The 17,288-nt window shown below is 33.1% G+C and carries 17 protein-coding genes and 1 pseudogene; 13 read left to right on the top strand and 5 right to left on the bottom strand.

Annotation, left to right across the window (positions count from 1 at the left end; translation table 11 throughout):
• Window positions 1-169: 169 nt before the first annotated feature.
• Genes FZC37_RS03085 through FZC37_RS03055 form a run of 7 tightly spaced genes read left to right on the top strand, consistent with a single transcriptional unit; the run spans window position 170 to window position 8,830 of the window.
• Window positions 170-661: a hypothetical protein gene (locus FZC37_RS03085; protein ID WP_148952267.1), complete on the top strand. Its 492-nt coding sequence runs from the start codon at window positions 170-172 to the stop codon at window positions 659-661.
• A complete protein-coding gene (gene tssK / locus FZC37_RS03080; protein ID WP_148952266.1) occupies window positions 658-1,989 on the top strand; it encodes a type VI secretion system baseplate subunit TssK in 1,332 nt (443 codons plus the stop codon). Before FZC37_RS03085 ends, tssK begins: the two co-directional genes overlap by 4 nt.
• Window position 1,990: 1 nt before the next feature.
• Complete coding sequence (gene icmH / locus FZC37_RS03075; protein ID WP_148952265.1) at window positions 1,991-2,734, top strand: type IVB secretion system protein IcmH/DotU; 744 nt, start codon at window positions 1,991-1,993, stop codon at window positions 2,732-2,734.
• Window positions 2,731-3,840 carry a hypothetical protein gene (locus FZC37_RS03070; RefSeq protein ID WP_148952264.1) on the top strand — a complete coding sequence of 370 codons (1,110 nt, stop codon included), beginning with the start codon at window positions 2,731-2,733 and terminating at the stop codon, window positions 3,838-3,840. Before icmH ends, FZC37_RS03070 begins: the two co-directional genes overlap by 4 nt.
• On the top strand, window positions 3,830-5,995 hold the full coding sequence (locus FZC37_RS03065) for an ImcF-related family protein (RefSeq protein WP_148952263.1): 2,166 nt from the start codon (window positions 3,830-3,832) through the stop codon (window positions 5,993-5,995). Before FZC37_RS03070 ends, FZC37_RS03065 begins: the two co-directional genes overlap by 11 nt.
• Window positions 5,996-5,999: 4 nt before the next feature.
• The gene (locus FZC37_RS03060) at window positions 6,000-8,210 is read left to right on the top strand and encodes a hypothetical protein (RefSeq protein WP_148952262.1); all 2,211 of its coding nucleotides are present in this window, start codon (window positions 6,000-6,002) and stop codon (window positions 8,208-8,210) included.
• A gap of 5 nt (window positions 8,211-8,215) precedes the next feature.
• Window positions 8,216-8,830 carry a toxin-antitoxin system YwqK family antitoxin gene (locus tag FZC37_RS03055; RefSeq protein ID WP_148952261.1) on the top strand — a complete coding sequence of 205 codons (615 nt, stop codon included), beginning with the start codon at window positions 8,216-8,218 and terminating at the stop codon, window positions 8,828-8,830.
• Window positions 8,831-8,932: 102 nt separating this feature from the next.
• Here the strand turns inward: FZC37_RS03055 and FZC37_RS03050 are convergent, their stop codons facing one another.
• Genes FZC37_RS03050 through FZC37_RS03040 form a run of 3 tightly spaced genes read right to left on the bottom strand, consistent with a single transcriptional unit; the run spans window position 8,933 to window position 10,726 of the window.
• On the bottom strand, window positions 8,933-9,334 hold the full coding sequence (locus FZC37_RS03050) for a PIN domain-containing protein (RefSeq protein ID WP_148952260.1): 402 nt from the start codon (window positions 9,332-9,334) through the stop codon (window positions 8,933-8,935).
• A gap of 1 nt (window position 9,335) precedes the next feature.
• Window positions 9,336-9,563 (bottom strand): type II toxin-antitoxin system prevent-host-death family antitoxin, encoded by a 228-nt coding sequence (locus tag FZC37_RS03045; RefSeq protein WP_148952259.1) that lies wholly within the window; start codon window positions 9,561-9,563, stop codon window positions 9,336-9,338.
• Window positions 9,560-10,726: a DnaA N-terminal domain-containing protein gene (locus FZC37_RS03040; RefSeq protein WP_148952258.1), complete on the bottom strand. Its 1,167-nt coding sequence runs from the start codon at window positions 10,724-10,726 to the stop codon at window positions 9,560-9,562. Before FZC37_RS03040 ends, FZC37_RS03045 begins: the two co-directional genes overlap by 4 nt.
• Before the next feature lie 534 nt (window positions 10,727-11,260).
• Here FZC37_RS03040 and FZC37_RS03035 point away from each other — a divergent pair.
• On the top strand, window positions 11,261-12,235 hold the full coding sequence (locus FZC37_RS03035; RefSeq protein WP_148952257.1) for a ParA family protein: 975 nt from the start codon (window positions 11,261-11,263) through the stop codon (window positions 12,233-12,235).
• 7 nt (window positions 12,236-12,242) lie between these two features.
• Window positions 12,243-13,076, top strand: a complete 834-nt coding sequence (locus tag FZC37_RS03030; protein ID WP_148952256.1) for a ParB/RepB/Spo0J family partition protein — start codon at window positions 12,243-12,245, stop codon at window positions 13,074-13,076.
• Here the strand turns inward: FZC37_RS03030 and FZC37_RS03025 are convergent.
• Window positions 13,073-14,401 carry a type VI secretion system contractile sheath domain-containing protein gene (locus FZC37_RS03025; protein ID WP_148952255.1) on the bottom strand — a complete coding sequence of 443 codons (1,329 nt, stop codon included), beginning with the start codon at window positions 14,399-14,401 and terminating at the stop codon, window positions 13,073-13,075. The two genes, FZC37_RS03030 and FZC37_RS03025, sit on opposite strands and share 4 nt — an antisense overlap.
• 64 nt (window positions 14,402-14,465) lie before the next feature.
• Window positions 14,466-14,984: a hypothetical protein gene (locus tag FZC37_RS03020; protein WP_148952254.1), complete on the bottom strand. Its 519-nt coding sequence runs from the start codon at window positions 14,982-14,984 to the stop codon at window positions 14,466-14,468.
• 459 nt (window positions 14,985-15,443) lie between these two features.
• Between FZC37_RS03020 and FZC37_RS03015 the strand changes: the two genes are divergently transcribed.
• The 4 genes and pseudogenes from FZC37_RS03015 to FZC37_RS03000 all read left to right on the top strand — a co-directional run.
• Complete coding sequence (locus tag FZC37_RS03015; protein ID WP_148952253.1) at window positions 15,444-15,713, top strand: AbrB/MazE/SpoVT family DNA-binding domain-containing protein; 270 nt, start codon at window positions 15,444-15,446, stop codon at window positions 15,711-15,713.
• Complete coding sequence (locus FZC37_RS03010; protein WP_148952252.1) at window positions 15,698-16,087, top strand: type II toxin-antitoxin system VapC family toxin; 390 nt, start codon at window positions 15,698-15,700, stop codon at window positions 16,085-16,087. The genes FZC37_RS03015 and FZC37_RS03010 overlap by 16 nt, the downstream gene beginning before the upstream one ends.
• Before the next feature lie 343 nt (window positions 16,088-16,430).
• Window positions 16,431-16,775 carry a DUF4280 domain-containing protein gene (locus FZC37_RS03005; RefSeq protein WP_172619356.1) on the top strand — a complete coding sequence of 115 codons (345 nt, stop codon included), beginning with the start codon at window positions 16,431-16,433 and terminating at the stop codon, window positions 16,773-16,775.
• A 34-nt stretch (window positions 16,776-16,809) separates the two neighbouring features.
• Window positions 16,810-17,133: pseudogene (locus FZC37_RS03000) on the top strand (type VI secretion system ImpA family N-terminal domain-containing protein); the annotation flags it as partial.
• Window positions 17,134-17,288 lie beyond the last annotated feature (155 nt).

Raw genomic sequence — 17,288 nt, 5'->3', positions numbered from 1 at the left:
TTGCAATACTTTTAGTTAAGATTATCATCATAATAATAACCATATATAGTTAAATTTTTTGTTATCAAATTGACTTTTAGATGTCAAAAAAATATCTTATATATTACATATTAACAACTTAAAGTTGTATGAATGGAAAGAATGCACCAAAAATGTTTTACCAAATTATATGAAATTACGATTCCCTTTGCTAATACTATGCTCTCTATTGCTAAATGGGTGTATAGACGAAGCAAAACAAATCCTGGAGTTATTAAAAAAAGAGCCTGCAGAATTCATGTTAATTGTAGACAGTATGACAATGGCAACACAGGGAATGCCAAAAAACCTAACGCTAAAAGTATTTTTTATAAGACACAGAAAATTACTAAAAGGTACAGTAACACTACCAGACAAGATCTTAGAACAATCGTATAAAAATACCCCAAAAAGAAAGGAAACAAAAAAACTCAATGTCTATCAAATAATACCAGAGCAAATGATACAAGACTCAGTAATAATCCCAAAAGAAGCAGAAAGACTAATTTGCATATTAAACAGCCCAGATAGAATCTTACATAGAAGAGAAATAATTATAGACCCAACAATATCAAGCACCGTTGTCGTTAAAATAGTCGGAACAGATATGTACATTCAACTTGCCACAAGAGATAAATCATGAAAACTTTCAACAAAGTACTATGGAAAGACGGCATGTTCATGCATCCACATCATTTCCAACAACAAGACTTTTACGTAGAACATCTTATATCGTCCTATGTCAATATTTTACCTTATGCATCTTATGGATTATTTAAACTAGATCTAGACTACGACGCGCTTTCGATAAATAAAATACTACTAAAAAGCTGTATAGGAGTCTTGCCAGACGGAACCTTTTTCTCAGCACCAAACAAAGATCCTTTGCCACAGCCAATTGAAATACCAGATGAATTTTCCGATGACATGGTCTACCTAGGGGTGTGCATAGATAGAACATGCCAATCTAACTTCAATGATCAAAAATTTAGTAAAACACAAATTCGTTACCTAGCAGATACAAATACAGTCTCTGATATGAATCTCGAACAAAAAGATTGCGTAAAAGAAATAGAAGTAGCCAAGCTAAACTTGATGTTATTTACAAAAAAAGAAGACAAAAACTCAGTAAGTTATATACCAATAGTCAAAATCAAAGATGCATTAGAAGGTATAACACTTACAGAAGAATATACTCCACCTTCTCTTGTAGTGCATAATTCGCAAAACCTTTCTTCTTATCTTAATAAAATTTTAATTAATCTAAACAATTACATAAACGCTAGCTTGAAATTATTAGGGTCTGATAATGCAATTAAACACATGAATAAAACTGAAAATTTACTAGTCTTTCAAACAATTTTTAAATATACACAAATATTTACATTGATGTCTAAAGACATACACCTTACGCCTTACAAACTTTTTGAAAGGTTAATTGAAGTGTTAAGCTCTATCTGTATATTTACTACAGAAAATGAATTCTCAAAAAAAGAAATTACATACAATCACAACAAATTGCATGAATCATTTACACCGCTACTAGATATACTAGGCAACACTTGTGCCAAACTGAGTAAACAAACAGCGCTACATCTAGACGCAAGACAGCAAAATCAATTCTTCTATATCAATATACCTAAAAGCATCAATCTACAGGATGCAAATTGCATAATAGAAATAGAATTAGAACCCCAAGATAAGCCGAAAAATACGCTACTACATCACATTAAATGTGCATCTGAAGAACACATAAAATCGGTTGTATCAGCAAGAGTCACTGGATTAAAAACAACGCTCATGCAAGCAGTGCCCCCATACGTGGATTTCAGTGAAAATGCCCTTTACCTGAATATAGAGAAAAGTGGAACAATATGGCAACAGATAATAGAAACAAGAACTTTATCTGTATATGTAGGAGGTCTTATAACACAAGTGAAAATTGTGCAACTTTGGATAGTATCTGTTTAACATGAATTTATTACATAGTACTACCCCCAATATAGAAAGTACTTTTGAACAAGAAAATGAAAAAGTATGGGACAAAACAGTAATTATTACACTTGCAACAAAAGAGATAATTTACATTTGTTGCATACTAAATCAGGCTTTATATGCCGTAAATTTATCAAAACTTTACGCCCTACTTATTCACAAAATGGAGGATCTCACAACATCACTTGTAGAAAACAACTTCTCAAATGAAGAAATTACAAAAATACGATACATGCTGTGTGCCGCTCTAGATGAAGCAACCGGTGTTTATGCAAGAAAGACAGAAGATTTTACAGCATTTAGCAGATCTCTAATCCAATATTATTACAAAGAAAACACAGGCGGAGAAAAAATATTCAACATCTTAGAAACAACTTTACACAATCCTATAGCCTATCTTCCTATATCAACTTTGGGGTACATAATTCTTGCTACAGGTTTTAAAGGAAAGTACGCAATATCTGAAAATGGACTAACAGACCTATCAGACATAAAAGATAGAATTTTTTATGCCGTAAAAAGAGCACTATCTATAAAAGAAAAACATAAAAAAACCGAAAAACAGCTGCCATACAATGCCATCTTGGTAAAAAGCATCATAAAAAAAATAGTCCCTACAATGGCCGTTGTGATAGTAATTGTGTACCTGGTTTCTCTATACAATATTGAACAAAAAAAGAAACAATTACACCTTATGATAAAAGAGAGCCTAGAACTATGAATTCCCCGTTGTTATTTTTCTTTCAAAGCCTTGGCTTAACAATTTTTAGCCCCAAATTCATAGCAATGCTTCTAAGAACATTGTTCGTAGCGGTACTGGTATTTTTGTTCTGCCCATTGCTTTTTAAATCTTTATCATTAGGAAACAAATTACAGATTTTCATCTTGTGCGTTTTGTTATTAGAGCTAATTTCATTTAGGTTGTTTCTAGTCACTCAGGGCAATATCAATCCATCAAAAACAAGAAATCAAACTAATAAAGATTTCATAGTAAGAAGCTTTAAAGGGTTTTTATCCAAAAAAAATCTTAGCTTACTCGTTTTGAGCAACACGGTTTCCATAAAAGATTTCGTCCCAAAAGATACATATTATGAACTAGCTGTAGAAGATATAAATACAGAACATGTAACTCTGCTAGATCATTTTAGCAAACCCCTTGTCGCAATTTCGCTAGATCATTTACGAGATGTCCTGAAAAACATAGCCATGCATCCAATAATACAAAAAATATTAGATGTTATAAAAAGCAATAGTTCAGACACTGTAACATTTGTTGTAGGGTTTCAAGATTTAATCTCCATGCAATCAAAAAACAATATCACCATTGCTATGCAAAGCTGTTGTAACATGCTGCATACATATATGAATAAAAGGTTCAACATAAACTTTGTAGTAGAAAATCTTCACCTTGTAACTGGCTTTCATGAAATATGTAACGAAATATATCCAAATAATCCGGATCTAACATCATTATCTATACCAATTTCTCTTGAAGATGAACAAATTACTTTTACAACATTTGAAAGTGTTTATGCGAACTTCATAAAAAAAGTAGTAAATGTCATTGGTAATTGCCACTTTTCTGAGTCTGACAAATTTCAACTTATCTATATTTTTATGCAACAACTACATTACCTAAAAGAACCCCTAAAAGAGATAATGGCAATTGCAATAAAAACCTCAAAAATAAGCACAATTAGAACACGTAACCAGATACAATTTAACATATTTTTCTTAGGTAAAACAGAAAGTGTCACACCCCCAGAACAACAAATAAGCCTTGTCGCAAAAGATTTACAATTGTGTCTAGATAAAAATGAAAAATAATACCCTTAAAGAAGCATTCTTCGATCATTTTGCACGCAATATTCAACCTAACACCGAAACTGCAAAAAGGTCGGAAAAAATCAGCGTTTTTACAATGTTTCTTTTCTCTGTTTTAGCTATATCTTTTTCCATATGTATCCTCATATTATTTGTAGCCTATCAACAAAATGTCTCTGAGATACATTTTATGGAAGAGGTAACCAAAAATATGACCTCCTCAAAAAAAAATACTTCCAAAAATGTAGAAGGTATAAGACGTACATTAAATGCAGTGGAAAAAAATTGGGCATCGTTGCTGTACAATTTCTCTTTATCAAATTCTCAAATAAATAAATTGCTAGAGAATAAACTAATTACAACAACAAAAAATAGCTGCGCCCCATCACTACTATACCTATCCCACGAAAGAGTACAAACATATCTCAGTAAAGGAAAATGGGATGATCTACTGTCAGCATTTAGGGTTTATCTCATGCTACACAATAAAGAAAGTTTTGATATAAAACTTGTTTCTCAATGGTTTTACGAACATAAGGACAGCCTACAACAATTAACATCAACTACCGATAAAGAAATAAAATACATCCTTGACAATATGAGCCCCAAAATGTTTAGCAATGCTCGTATAGACGGAAATTTATGCGCAAAAATAATAGCAACTGTGCAGTCTCCAACATTGTCACAGTCTGTATACAATATGATAGTACATAATTTATCAAAACAACCCCCAATTAAAGTAATAGATTGTATACCAAAGGGTATGACGTATTTGTTACATCCATCTATTACAGAAGCACAAATGCCTTACTTATACACAAAAGAGGGATATAAAGCTTTGAAAACTTGGAAGAAGAAAATTGTGAACTCTCTTGTAGGGATATCATACTTAGAAAATGCACTAGATATCTCAGTTGTACAAACAGCATTAGAAGACATGGAAGAAATATACAAAGATAACTATGAAAATCAATGGTTTTCATTACTTGCAAAAATAAGAATAAAACCCACTAGTAACATTAGAGATTTTCTCAAATTTTCCAAAACCTTATCTGCAGAATTGTCAACGATCTTTCTACTCATTACTCAGTTAGAAAAGAAAATACTTATACAAGATAACAGCCATTTATCTAATGTGATCTCTGATGTCACGTCCAATATACTAGCCAAAAAAGATATAGAAATAGAAGCCCTAAAACCAGAAAAATTTATACAATATACCCCTTTGCAAAGAGAAGAAGCACATGCAATAAAAGCCAAAATTCAAGAAAATTTACAAGAGATTATTTCCTATTCTGCCAGCATAGTATCTGCAAATGATCCAAACTTAGCCTGTCATCGTATTTTTAGTGCAATACAACAAGAAGACTCAGCCATAAGAAAAGGTGAAACTCTAGCAAATACTTTACCAACTCCGATAGATGCTATTTATGCAGATTTCATATCTGGACTAGAACATTTACTACATAAACACAGCGCAGAACATGTAAACTCCGTCTGGGACAAAAAGATCAGAAGCTATTACATCAAGCACCTTGCTAAAAAATATCCATTTTGTTCAGCAAATTACAATGATCAAGTAAATCTTGCATACTTTAAGGAATTCTTTGCAGAAGGTGGGCACCTCAGTACATTTAAACAAGAATATGTAGATAAAGGACTGCACCTATTATCACCAGATGCTATAAAGGCCATGAAATTTTTTGAGAATATACAAAATCACTGGTTTGCAAAAGATGAACAACTAAAAGTTGCATTTAGCGTAACTCATGTCACAATAGAACCGAAAGTAAAAAAAGTGGCTGTTTCCATGTGCGGAAAAACTACCCATGTTACTCATAGTAACCCAGGACCAAATGAGTTTATATGGGAAGATCCAACTGTAGACATAGCTAAGGTAGTGTTTTCAACAAGGTCATCACCTTCAACAAGTATAGTATATGTCGGTCCGTGGTCTTGGTATAAGTTGCTACAGTTAGATCATGTTGGTAAAAGCACACCGGGCAAAGCCATTAGAAGAACATTCCTCTCTCCTGGTGGAGAAGAAATGAATTTTTCATTACATTTCAGCACAGAGTTTTTCTCTCTATGCGCTGACAAAATTAAAATACCAAAAGAAATTGTGATGACACAAAATTATCACTTAAAATTAGAATAAAATTATGAAAACTATAACAATAGAGTGGGAAGCTCCACTGAAGGATAAAAACGTATACGGAGATGTAGCAAAAGTAAAAGGTAAAGCCTTTTGTGCAGACGGAAATTATCTTGCAAAATTAGCAAAAGAAGACAGTGTATCTTCCTTATCTAAAATATCTAGAATAACCACAGACGACCCTAGCCCTGGAATATTTCAATATTCTGCAACTGGGTTGACATCAAATCAAAGCATACTTGACTCTTTAAAAGATTTAGTAGGAAAAGAAGCAGGATTCACTATTTCGTGGAAAGATGAAAACGGTGCAGTAGTAGAAAAAGCCACATATAAAGGAACAATAATAGACTATGCAGTAGCGGATTGTTCCTCCTCGCCTCAAAGTGATATTACGATGAAGGAATATACACTTGTTATGCAAGATAATTTCTTCTACAAAGCCAACTCCATTAAAAAGGCTAATCGTATTTTTGCAGGAGAAGATCAAAATTTGAAAACTGTAATAGAAAAGGTATTTCAAGAAACTAAATTAGATGCACCAACGTGGAAAGTAACACCAGGGGCAGATAGCTTTACTGTTCAAGTATGTAAACAAACTCATGAAACTAATTATAATTTCATAAGACGACTCTGTGCTCAAGCAGGATGGGAAATACTCCTTAATACAGAAGGAAAAGTAGTAATAAGTAATAAAGCAGATTATGAGGAAGTAAAAGATCTGGATTCAAAAGGCAAAGTGAACAATATCTCACTAGTATATAAAGGAAAAAAACCAGACTTTTCAAAGGTCGAAGTAACAGCAAGAACAGATAAAGGAAGTATTGTAAAAAAAGAAGCAACAATAAATGACCATTTAGACGGAAGAACAAACATAGAATGTCCTTGCGAAATCAATGTACAGCTACGAGAAGTGAAAAATGTACAGATACTAGAAGCAATGGCAAAAGGTATACTGCATAAAGAGCAAAACTCTCCCTATTTCATTTTTGGAAAAACAGAACATATAGGATTACAAGTAGGAAAAAAGATAAAAGGAGAGTCCCTGGTGCTAAATGCAAGCAAAGAGAAAAATATAAAAAGTAAACAATTTGTCATTGTAGGACTAAATTTTGTCGCAGAAAATCAAAGCATAGTAGGACTTGCCCCATCAGAAAAAATAGCTCATTCCGCTGAGTATATAGCAGCTCCATTAGGAATGTACTTCACACCATCTTTTATGCAAACATCTGCATCAGAAGAATATGACGCAAAAATAGTAACTAAAGATGGAAAAGACACAGGTAGCGTGCCTGCAAAAGAAGTTCTAGAAAGTAAACTACAACAATATGCTCAAATATTAAATGATGAAGTCACATTCAAAGCATTGCTTAGTACACCACCTGCAGCAACTAGTTTATTAAAACCAGGCGATATAGTGAAAGTGAGATTTCCTCGCACAAATTCTTATGAAGATTTGCCAAGAATTGTATCAGCTTTACCAATCAAAGATGCCGGTGGAGAAGTGTTGGATAGAGAAAAAGATGAAGATGATCCTTGCTCTACATTTGGAACAGTTCACACGAAACAAGAGAAAGATCTCTTTAACTACATGAAAACTGACGATACAAAAGATAAACAATTCTTCACCTTCTACGCCCCACATACGATGGTGACACATGTTAAGCAAAAAAGACAAGCACAAGTAGGAGGCGATAAAATAGAAGAACAGAAGAACGAAAAAGCCAAAGACTTTCTAAAAATTGATGGAGGAAGTGTAATAAATTGTAAAGATTTGTACTCTATAACAACAACAGAAAAAGATGCGCAAATTACCTCAACTGTTGCAGAAGGAAAATATCTCATCACATGTAAAGAAGCTGTAATTACAGTAAAAGAAAAGATGACAATAACATGTGAAAATCTAGAAGTGAAAGCAAAAGACTCTATGAAATTCGTAGCAGATAAAGACATATCTATAGATGCAAAAGGAAATTTGAACTTATCTTCTGGTAAAAATACATCTATAACCGCCAAAGGAACAATGTCCTCTACAGCAACAGGAAAAAATTCAATATCAGGACAAGATGTAAATGTCGAAGGAAAGGTAAATTGCAACCTTCAAGCAGTAAATGCAAACGTAACAGCTAAGGCAAATGCAACTCTAAAAGCAAATGCAAAAGCTGCCGTAGAAGGCTCAGCTATGACAGCTATATCAGGAGGCATAATTAAAGCAGGGTAAAATACATGAAACAAGATGACAAAAACTCTAAAACCGTTATCACACATTTTGATAACGGCAATATAGAAAGTGAATACCAGCTGGTTGATGATCAAGTACACGGAATGTATAAAGCATTTTATGAAAATGGTATGCCTGAAAAACAGCTACATATGAAAGAAGGTGTATTACACGGTAAATATATCTCTTATTACGAAAATGGCTCTGTGGAACAAGAACTGTTGTTTAAAAATGGAGAGTTAGATGGAGTGTGTATATTTTTTGACAAGGATAAGCAAAAATCTCAGATAAGTAAGTTTAAAGATAATAAACTCCATGGAAATACTTTGATTTACGCAAATGGAAATATCATTCTATTAAACAGGTATAAAGATGGTGAGTTAAACGGAGAGTCTATAGGCGTTGGTATAAACAACATTATTACAGCTAGAATAAATTATAAAAATGGAAAAAAACATGGCACAACGAAAGCATATAGCGAAGATGGATTGAGTTTAATACTAGAAGAAAATTATGAAAATGATGTACTACACGGAAAGAGAGTAGTATTTCATCCGAAAAATGGATTAGTGGTTTCTTCTGAAGAATATGATATGGGATCTGTAGTAGAAGCAAACTAAATACTTTTAGATTGTAATACTCACAATTGTACAAAGTGCTTTAGACTCTGTTTTGCTAAAAAACATGCGGTCGCAATTGCGACCTTTTAAAAGAATGCACTCTTAAATAAAGGGATTGAAAAGCTTTAAGTAGCTAATCCTATTTGTAGCATACAAAGAAGTAACCAACACTAAGTTATGCTCTATTGCAGTTGCAATAAGTAAAGAATCCACTGTGGATGTGTAAGAGTCAGGTATTACGTGACCCCATCTTTGTATTATTCTTAAATCTACAGATAATACATTTTCACCAAACCAAGCAAGAAAATTAGTCTGCAACCAAAATTGAAATAAACTTTTTTGCTGTATAGATATATCTTTTTGTACTTTTTTGATTAAGTTACCTATGGTAATCACGCTAATATACAGATCTGAAGGTGCAATGGCCTTACACCAGTTACTAACATTATCACAACTGCTGCTCTTTAGCAGCTCAAACACCACATCATGGTTCAGTAGATACATTTTATACCTTTATTCTACATGGTACAGTTTCCATCAATTCAATAAAAGAAGGCTTTTGTGCTTGCATATCTTCTAAGTGCTGTAGAGACATAACCACAGCCTTTTTGCATTCGTTGTTGTTAGACAATAAAATGTACTGAGGTTGTATAAAGCTCTGCTTTAACAACTCAGAAAACCTTAATTTTGCTTCTTGCACCTTCCATATTTTTTCTCCGTTTTCATCAATCATGAGTAACTGCCAGTATCATAAAAGTTATCATTTACACAAACCTCTAAAGAATGTAAGTTCTTATTTACATTCTTTATACAACTTAAGATTGTATCATAATAATTTGAATCTATCCAATCTTTTATAAAATTAGATGATACGCCAAGTACGCATTTTTTTTCCGTAAGCAAGTCTAAAGTTAGTTTACTAAACCATCCCGAATAGATATTTTTACCAAAGTATTGCATCAACTCCTTTCCTAAATAAGAGCATGTATTGATATCTACGCAGTGTTTTTTATCAAACAAGAATTTGACATTACACTCTGGTGCGATATTTCTTATTACATTAAGCGCCGTTTGTTCTTGTTCTGATGATAAATGTTTAACATTTACAAACACATGAATTTGATTTTCTTTTTTAATAAATCTGCAAGATAGTATTAGGGGGTGTATTGATGATGACGAATAATCTTTTAGAATTTGTCTCTTCACTTTTGTGTCAAAGGGTATGTCGCATGTAGATGACGCTGTAAGACTTTCATGTTTGTAATTTTTTTCACCATCAAAGACTTTAACCAGGTAGTTTTCCATTCGCAGAAGAGAAGAAAAGGTCTTTTCCGGATAAACTGAGTTGAGTTTTTCTATTATTTGTGAGGCAAAGTTAAGAGTAAAAGCTTTTTTAGTTCTCTTGTTTATTTTTTCTAGAAGTTCTTGATCAATAAACAACCTAAAATCTTTTTTTTCAGATAGATCTTCTTTATATTCTATAGATTTATTATCAGGATTAGAAATTTTTGATAAGGGGTTAGAAAATTTACGACTATCTTGTGCAAAATTTTTTACCACCAAATTGGACAATTTTTGTGCAAAAAATACCAGAGTTACTATTCCACTGTGTTTGATATTGTTGACAATTGCCGTAGATATTTGCCTTTTCACTATTCCTAGTGACTCAAGCCTTAATAGAGCGCTTCTAACCTGATTTTTTGAAAGCGAAAATTTTTCTTCAAAGTATCTATATCCCACTTGCCAGTGAAAGATTTTTTTATTATCCAACCTGTGCCTAAAAAACACTTCTCCTAAAATGGTTATCGCTACTAAGTCTGGTTTACCACATGTAGTAACTACCTTATACCACTCGTGAGGTATAATATTTCCACTTATTTTATTTTGGGATTCCATACTTAAATTCTTCTATTGTTATTGATGTTTTAATACAGCAAGAAGAAGCACAATAACCCCACATATTCAACTTTGAAAAGTTGACATCATATACCCAATAAAATAGAATACACATGTCAGAGAAGTTGGTTTGAGAATGTCATTAATACCTCTTCCTGTATTGGTGTTTTTGCGGCCGCCGGCATTATCTTTCCTAAAAATGCTTGGGCCGCTTTCTTCTCTAGTTATACATTTTCTTCTTCTACCACTAAGTCGTTTTTTCAATTAATGACGTTTGTTTTACACAAACATCCACAGCAGTCAGGAATTGTTGCCACACCTTCAGCTATTTTCATGCAAATAGATGTCATCAACACACTTATTTGAATAACACATATTATAGCCTTTCCCGCTTAAATACTATTTCAAAAAATTTATTACATCATGCATAAATAAATCTATAACTTTATAAAAGTGTTATTGCAACAAAAAAATGTTGTTTTTATATAAAAAATATTACACACTAATCTTTGTTCTTTATTTTAGTTAAATTGTATGGAAGCTTTTTTTTCTCAATCTGTAATATGTTACCTAAGTGGTGCTATACCTTCTAATGTCAGTAGGTATATGACAAGTAGCGACATATCACCCGTTAAAAGAGGGAAGAGAAAAAGTTTTTCCTATCAAGATACTAGAAAATTAGTCAAACATTTTGGGTATAAAGGTCTGGTACCTAAAAAGAAGGTTCAGGTGTTTTTTAACTTTAAGGGTGGTACAGGAAAGACTAGCGTTTGTTATCATATATCTTCTTTTTTTGCTCTATGCGGATTTAATGTACTTGTTGTAGATTGTGATCCCCAAGCACATTTATCTTACTCATGGGGATTTGACATATATGATGATTATAAAACTTTATATGATGTTATTGTAAACCATGTACCTTTTGAAGAAGCTGTAGTAGAGGTTTGTGAGGGGGTGCATTGTTTACCATCAAATCTGTCTTTAACAAGGTTAGAGTTACCGCTAAATCAAATGCCAAACAGAGAAAGGGTATTTGGTAAACTTATCAGTCCAATTAAGGATAAATATGACTTTATTTTTATCGATACTAACCCTACGATTAGTACCATAAATAGAAACGTTACTCTTGCCTCTGATGAACTTAATGTCGTTTGTGAAACACAGCCTTATAGTTTAAGGGGATTAGAAATTTTGATAGATGAGATTCTGCATCTGTCAGAAGTGATGGATATGCAAATTAGTTATAAAATTATCCCAAACAAGTACGAGTCTAAAACTGCCACTTCTCAAGAAGCTTTAGGAAAGTTGAGACTAGATTACAAAAACCATCTCATGAATTCTGTTATAAGAAAGTGTGAAGATGTGAACGTTGCAGCAAAGCGTATGCTGCCTGTATTTTTTTGGGGGAACAAAAATTCCAACGCTTTTGAAGACTTTTGTGACTTAGGAAAAGAAATGATAGAAAATTCTACTAGCCAAGGCACATTTTATAACACGAATAATCAGTAGATATAATATGAAAATAGAAGATGCTAAAATTAGGGTGCCTGAAAAACAAGATTCAGATTTAGAGCACAAGAGAAAAAAATCTAGAACTAGTGCTTATACTGATGATTTTGTAGAAGAATATTACAATATTGATGCTACAAAACTTATTCCTTTTAAAAACCAAGCAAGAAAATCGTTTGACAAAGAGTCGTTAGAATCTCTGGCATCAACAATTAAACAACATGGTATAAGACAACCTTTAACCGTTGTCGTTTCTCCTACAATGGAGGGAAAATATGAAATAGTAAGTGGAGAACGTAGGTATAGAGCAGGTCTGTTAGTTGGAAAAAAAACCATGCCATGCATTATCTTGCAAGATTATAAAAAGGCAAACGAAATAGCTATAATAGAAAATATACAAAGAGAGAATCTTCATCCTGTGGAATTGATGCAAGCTTATAGTAATTTGCTTGATGAGGAAATATGTTTCTCTATGGGAGATATAGCAAGCAAATTAGGTGTTTCTAAAAGTAGTGTGGTAGAAGTTTTGAATTTAAGAAAGCTTAGTAGTAATGTTCGTGACCTTTTACTGAATAATAAAATAGTGAGTAGAGAATTTTTAAGGACATTGCTTAAAACTCCAGAGTCTAAACACGAGAAATCGATTAATAATTTTTTGGAGTATCAAATAGCCAGAAAATCAAGTAAGAAAAGCCTAAGAAAAAGAGTTTTTAGCGTTGTGATAGATGAAAAAGGTATGGCAAATATAGAGTGTGCCAAACTAGATCACTTGAGCGTAGCACAAAAAAATGATGTTAAACGCCTTATAGGATCTGTTTTTAACAATAATGCTGATTGCTAACTTGCTTTGATTGTATCATCTATTTCGGTTTTCAATACTAATTCTGTAGCAATTGCAGAAGACATAAGGTGAGGTTTTAGAGACATTGTGCATTGGTAGTTATTTTTTAGCATGTGGCTTTTTCTTACTTCTATTGTTGCAGCTAAAAGAGGAAACTTCCTTTTTAGTTCTGGTTTTACATCTGGGTTTGCTGCGACATATTGTAGAATCCATTTATTGAGAAACGCCTGATATTCCTGTGCGTTTGTAAACTCTCCTACCTTATTTCTTCCTATTATTTTTATATAAGCAGCAAATCTACATGCACAAAGTAGGTATGGTAAGATACAAGAGGGGTCTTTGAAGTGTATTGCCTGTCTCTTAAAATATAATGTTCTAAGAGATTGAGAATTGAACAGCACAACATAGGATGTGTTTTTTATATGTGATAAAGGGGTAATACCCAAATCGCATAGTTCTTTTTCTTTCTTTTCTGAGATTGCAAATGGTATATTGGCTTTTGAAAATACTATATTCATTTTCTTGGTGTTAAAAACTCCCTGTGACACAAGATTTTGTATTAGCCCGTATGGCAGTATCTTGCCGGTATCATCTATTGGTAGCCCCATCATATCTAAAAACCATCTTGTAGATATAAATGATTGCATAATTACTGCAGCAACGCCAAAAGCTCCGCTACTCAATACGGTTTTATTTAATTCTAAATGCGATAAAAATAGGTGCTTAGTAGAATTTTTCTGTATTGAAGGTAGATTGATTTTTGGCATGATTGGAAACAAAAAACAAGAATGTGGAATAGAAGATAAATTGCATGCCTTTTTAAATAATGGGCTTTTATCGATATCTGCCAGAGAAAAATATTCTAGGTTGGATATTTCTTGCACTCCTAAAATATTAAAGGTTAGATCGAACAAAAACGGTGTAAAAGCATACGATGATACTAAGGCTAATTGTTCTAAAATATCTACATGTGTTTTTTGTGTCAGGTCAAAACTATAGCTAGTTATTATAAGAGATAATGGCGAATAGCTTGGAATGTCTTGTTCATTCAGAATTTTTGTGGATATTACAGAATCTATTCCGCTTTCTGCATCCATAAATTTTGTCAATTCTGACATTTTTACATCGAAGATTCTAATGTATGTAATGTTCTCAGCGCAAGATTTTGTTAAATAATGCACCCCTGACCATACTGTTAGCATGTCTTGAAATGCTGGATGTTTTACAACAGCCCTGACTTGTTGCTCTACTATATCATCTATTAGCGATATGAGTATGCGCGCCCGCCTTTGTACTTTTTGTAACGATATATAATTTTTCTCCATTTAGTGATTTATGTTACTGATACCTGCTGTAACAACAGGTATCAGTATTTTGAATAGTGTGTTATTATTCAGCTTCACCAACAGCGGATAGTTTGTATTTATTAGCACATTTTACACCATCTCCACATGTGTATTCTTTAGCTTTAAGACCGAAAGCAAGTTTAGAACTTCCGAGCATTGCAAAAGTACCTACACATTCTTGTGTAAATTCTGGCTCCCATGTTGCAACATCTGCTGCTACACCATCTCTTGCCACTTGTACTAATTGGAACATACAGACTTTTTTAGTCTCACTTTTCTTACATAGTTTTACAAGTTCCTCTTGTAACTGGGACAATTCAGTTGCAGATAGTTTGTTAGCACTTGATGCATCTGGAGAGTATAATTCTAGTGCTGCATGTTGAAATTCTTCTCTCATTGTGTTGTCAGAAAGAGAATCAGCAACTCTTAAACGCTCTGCAAAGTGAATGTTTCTCACTACAAATGAACCAGGTATTCCAAAGTGGTTTTTGGAATCTAAAGGTTTAATACCGTCTATTGTTACCACGAATTCATTTTTTGATCCTAAGAAATTAGTAGTCATAATTAATATTGTAAAAAATTGTTAATAATAGCCCTTCTTTAGACATAATTGCTGATGTAAAAATGATATTCTGAATGAGGTACATTCTTTCAACTACAGATTTATATCTACAAGGCTATGTTTGGTATAACATGTTTCTATCTTTTGTCAAAAAGATTTTTATTTCAAACTAAAAATTGAATATCGTTTTCTCTAATTGTCACATAAAAGACTTACATACAAAGATAATTCGATTTTAGCACCTTATGAAACATTTTATTTGTAGATATAATAATGAATTATAAGTTGTTGTATATAATACAACTTTTCATTTTATTTCTGTTCTAATAACCACATTGTTTGTGGTGTGAAGTATATATTACCATAAATGATTATATGGAGAATTTTTTGAATATGTAATATACATTCTAAGAAGAATTTATTATTATGGTTATAAATAATTTTATATAAAAACAAGCTATGAAAACTAAAATGGTTCGTATTGATAAAAATGGCAGAATGGCCTTGCCAGCGAAAATGCGTAAGCAGCTTAACATAGTCAGTGGTGGCAATGTTACGGTGGAGATGAAAAAGGATAAGATCATAATCTCCGGTCCGGATACAGCTCTAGAGGCAGCACGTCGCCTTTTTAATAGCAATCGTAAACCAGATGGAAGTGGTGTAGCAAAGCTGCTTGCAGACAGAAGAAAAGAATTTGAGCTAGAAGAGGAGAAATGCAAAAAATGGTAGTGCTAGACTCCTCGGCAGTCATTGCATTACTGGAAGAGGAGAGAGGGCATGAGGTTGTGCAAGAGCATATGCAAGGAGCTTTGATCTCTAGTATCAATGTTGCCGAGATTTTTAAATATATATTGAATGAGAAAAAATTAAGCGAGCAAGATGGTATTTCTCTTTTGGATACTTTGGGTATCAAGATGATTAATTTTGATTATAGGCAAGCGTGGCTCACTGCTACGTTATCTTTGCGTACTCGACATAAAGGTTTATCTCTTGGAGATAGGGCGTGTATTGCTCTTGGTATGGTACATAATCTTCCGGTTCTTACATGTGATAGGATTTGGCAAGAATGTGAGTTAGATGTAAAAATCATCGCAGTAAGATAACTGTCTTGCGTTTATGGAACAATATTTATTCCGCGCTTACTGCATGAATATTTCTTCATGCTTCTTTACCGTATTTTTTAGCACTGAGGTCGCAATTGCGACCTACTTGTATACTGAATTTAGATATTACTTATGTTTTAACATCTTTACTTTTCGTTCATAACTTAAGTTTAACTTATTGAGATGACTTACGATCAAAATATCTTTTTGGTTTATATCTTGTAATCTATAGTTGCAAACCTTCGTTTTTTATTGTAAATATTTAGCATACTTTTAGTTGTGCCATTGTCACCTACGTGAGCAGTGCATGTGTTGCAAATTTTTATATATAAAGGGCAAGTTTATGGCTTTTGGTCTTTCTGCAGGGGGGTTAATGATGTGTGTTTTGGGCGCAGCTCCTATGCCAAATAAAACACTACCTAAGAGTAAAGTTTTAGGACCAAGTGGTTTTTTTGGCAATATCATGGATAAGTTACCTATGGTAAATATTGGGTCGTTTGTTATGTGTACATTACCTCCTTTTCCAAAGCCTTGTACTGCTCCTATTGCCTCTCCTTGGATACCTCCTAAAGTTAAGATTTTGATTAGTAACATGCCAGCGGAAGATAATAGTGGTAAAGCCATGTGTTCTTTAGGTGGGATGGTGAGTATCAGTGTTCCAACTCAATTTAAAGTGTTGTTTAGTTAATGAAAAAAAATGAATCTTTTTCTCAATACATTAGATGTCTGAATTGAAAATAGAGGAGATTGTTGCTCCTATTTCGGAAGATAAGCCATGTGGTAATGATGTACGTAATTTAGACGATACCGACAGTCTTGCTCAACTGTACAAAAAAACTAGATTGGATCGATCATCATTACGTAGAGAGGAAAGAAAAATTCTTGAAGAAGAGGGTAAGCTCGTTGTTAAGAGTAACGAGTGGCAAAATGTAGTAGAGTCTTGCATTGATTTATTAGCTAGTACCAAAGATATAGAAATTGGTGCATGGCTTGTAGAAGCTGCATCAAGGGCAAATGGTTTTACTGGGTTAGCACAAAGCCTTAACGTACTTACTCAGTTAATAGAAAAATACGGTATGGATATTTTTCCTTCTCTTGAAGAAGGGGAAGATGTTGGAGATAAATTATCTTCGATTAGTATGTTCGGCGGTAACCGTGATACTGGTACATTAGTGATACCAATATACGCAACTACGCTGAT

Source organism: Candidatus Sneabacter namystus (genome assembly GCF_008189685.1).
GTDB classification, from domain to species: Bacteria; Pseudomonadota; Alphaproteobacteria; order Rickettsiales; family Rickettsiaceae; genus Sneabacter; species Sneabacter namystus.
The sequence above is the reverse complement of the archived record's forward strand: the minus strand, read 5'-3'. Positions and strand labels throughout refer to the sequence as shown.

Bases quoted from the DNA above. Each gene is read 5' to 3' on its own strand.
- FZC37_RS03085 (WP_148952267.1), top strand. From the start codon at position 170: ATGAAATTACGATTCCCTTTGCTAATACTATGCTCTCTATTGCTAAAT.
- tssK (WP_148952266.1), top strand. From the start codon at position 658: ATGAAAACTTTCAACAAAGTACTATGGAAAGACGGCATGTTCATGCAT.
- icmH (WP_148952265.1), top strand. From the start codon at position 1,991: ATGAATTTATTACATAGTACTACCCCCAATATAGAAAGTACTTTTGAA.
- FZC37_RS03070 (WP_148952264.1), top strand. From the start codon at position 2,731: ATGAATTCCCCGTTGTTATTTTTCTTTCAAAGCCTTGGCTTAACAATT.
- FZC37_RS03065 (WP_148952263.1), top strand. From the start codon at position 3,830: ATGAAAAATAATACCCTTAAAGAAGCATTCTTCGATCATTTTGCACGC.
- FZC37_RS03060 (WP_148952262.1), top strand. From the start codon at position 6,000: ATGAAAACTATAACAATAGAGTGGGAAGCTCCACTGAAGGATAAAAAC.
- FZC37_RS03055 (WP_148952261.1), top strand. From the start codon at position 8,216: ATGAAACAAGATGACAAAAACTCTAAAACCGTTATCACACATTTTGAT.
- FZC37_RS03050 (WP_148952260.1), bottom strand. From the start codon at position 9,334: ATGTATCTACTGAACCATGATGTGGTGTTTGAGCTGCTAAAGAGCAGC.
- FZC37_RS03045 (WP_148952259.1), bottom strand. From the start codon at position 9,563: ATGATTGATGAAAACGGAGAAAAAATATGGAAGGTGCAAGAAGCAAAA.
- FZC37_RS03040 (WP_148952258.1), bottom strand. From the start codon at position 10,726: ATGGAATCCCAAAATAAAATAAGTGGAAATATTATACCTCACGAGTGG.
- FZC37_RS03035 (WP_148952257.1), top strand. From the start codon at position 11,261: ATGGAAGCTTTTTTTTCTCAATCTGTAATATGTTACCTAAGTGGTGCT.
- FZC37_RS03030 (WP_148952256.1), top strand. From the start codon at position 12,243: ATGAAAATAGAAGATGCTAAAATTAGGGTGCCTGAAAAACAAGATTCA.
- FZC37_RS03025 (WP_148952255.1), bottom strand. From the start codon at position 14,401: ATGGAGAAAAATTATATATCGTTACAAAAAGTACAAAGGCGGGCGCGC.
- FZC37_RS03020 (WP_148952254.1), bottom strand. From the start codon at position 14,984: ATGACTACTAATTTCTTAGGATCAAAAAATGAATTCGTGGTAACAATA.
- FZC37_RS03015 (WP_148952253.1), top strand. From the start codon at position 15,444: ATGAAAACTAAAATGGTTCGTATTGATAAAAATGGCAGAATGGCCTTG.
- FZC37_RS03010 (WP_148952252.1), top strand. From the start codon at position 15,698: ATGCAAAAAATGGTAGTGCTAGACTCCTCGGCAGTCATTGCATTACTG.
- FZC37_RS03005 (WP_172619356.1), top strand. From the start codon at position 16,431: ATGGCTTTTGGTCTTTCTGCAGGGGGGTTAATGATGTGTGTTTTGGGC.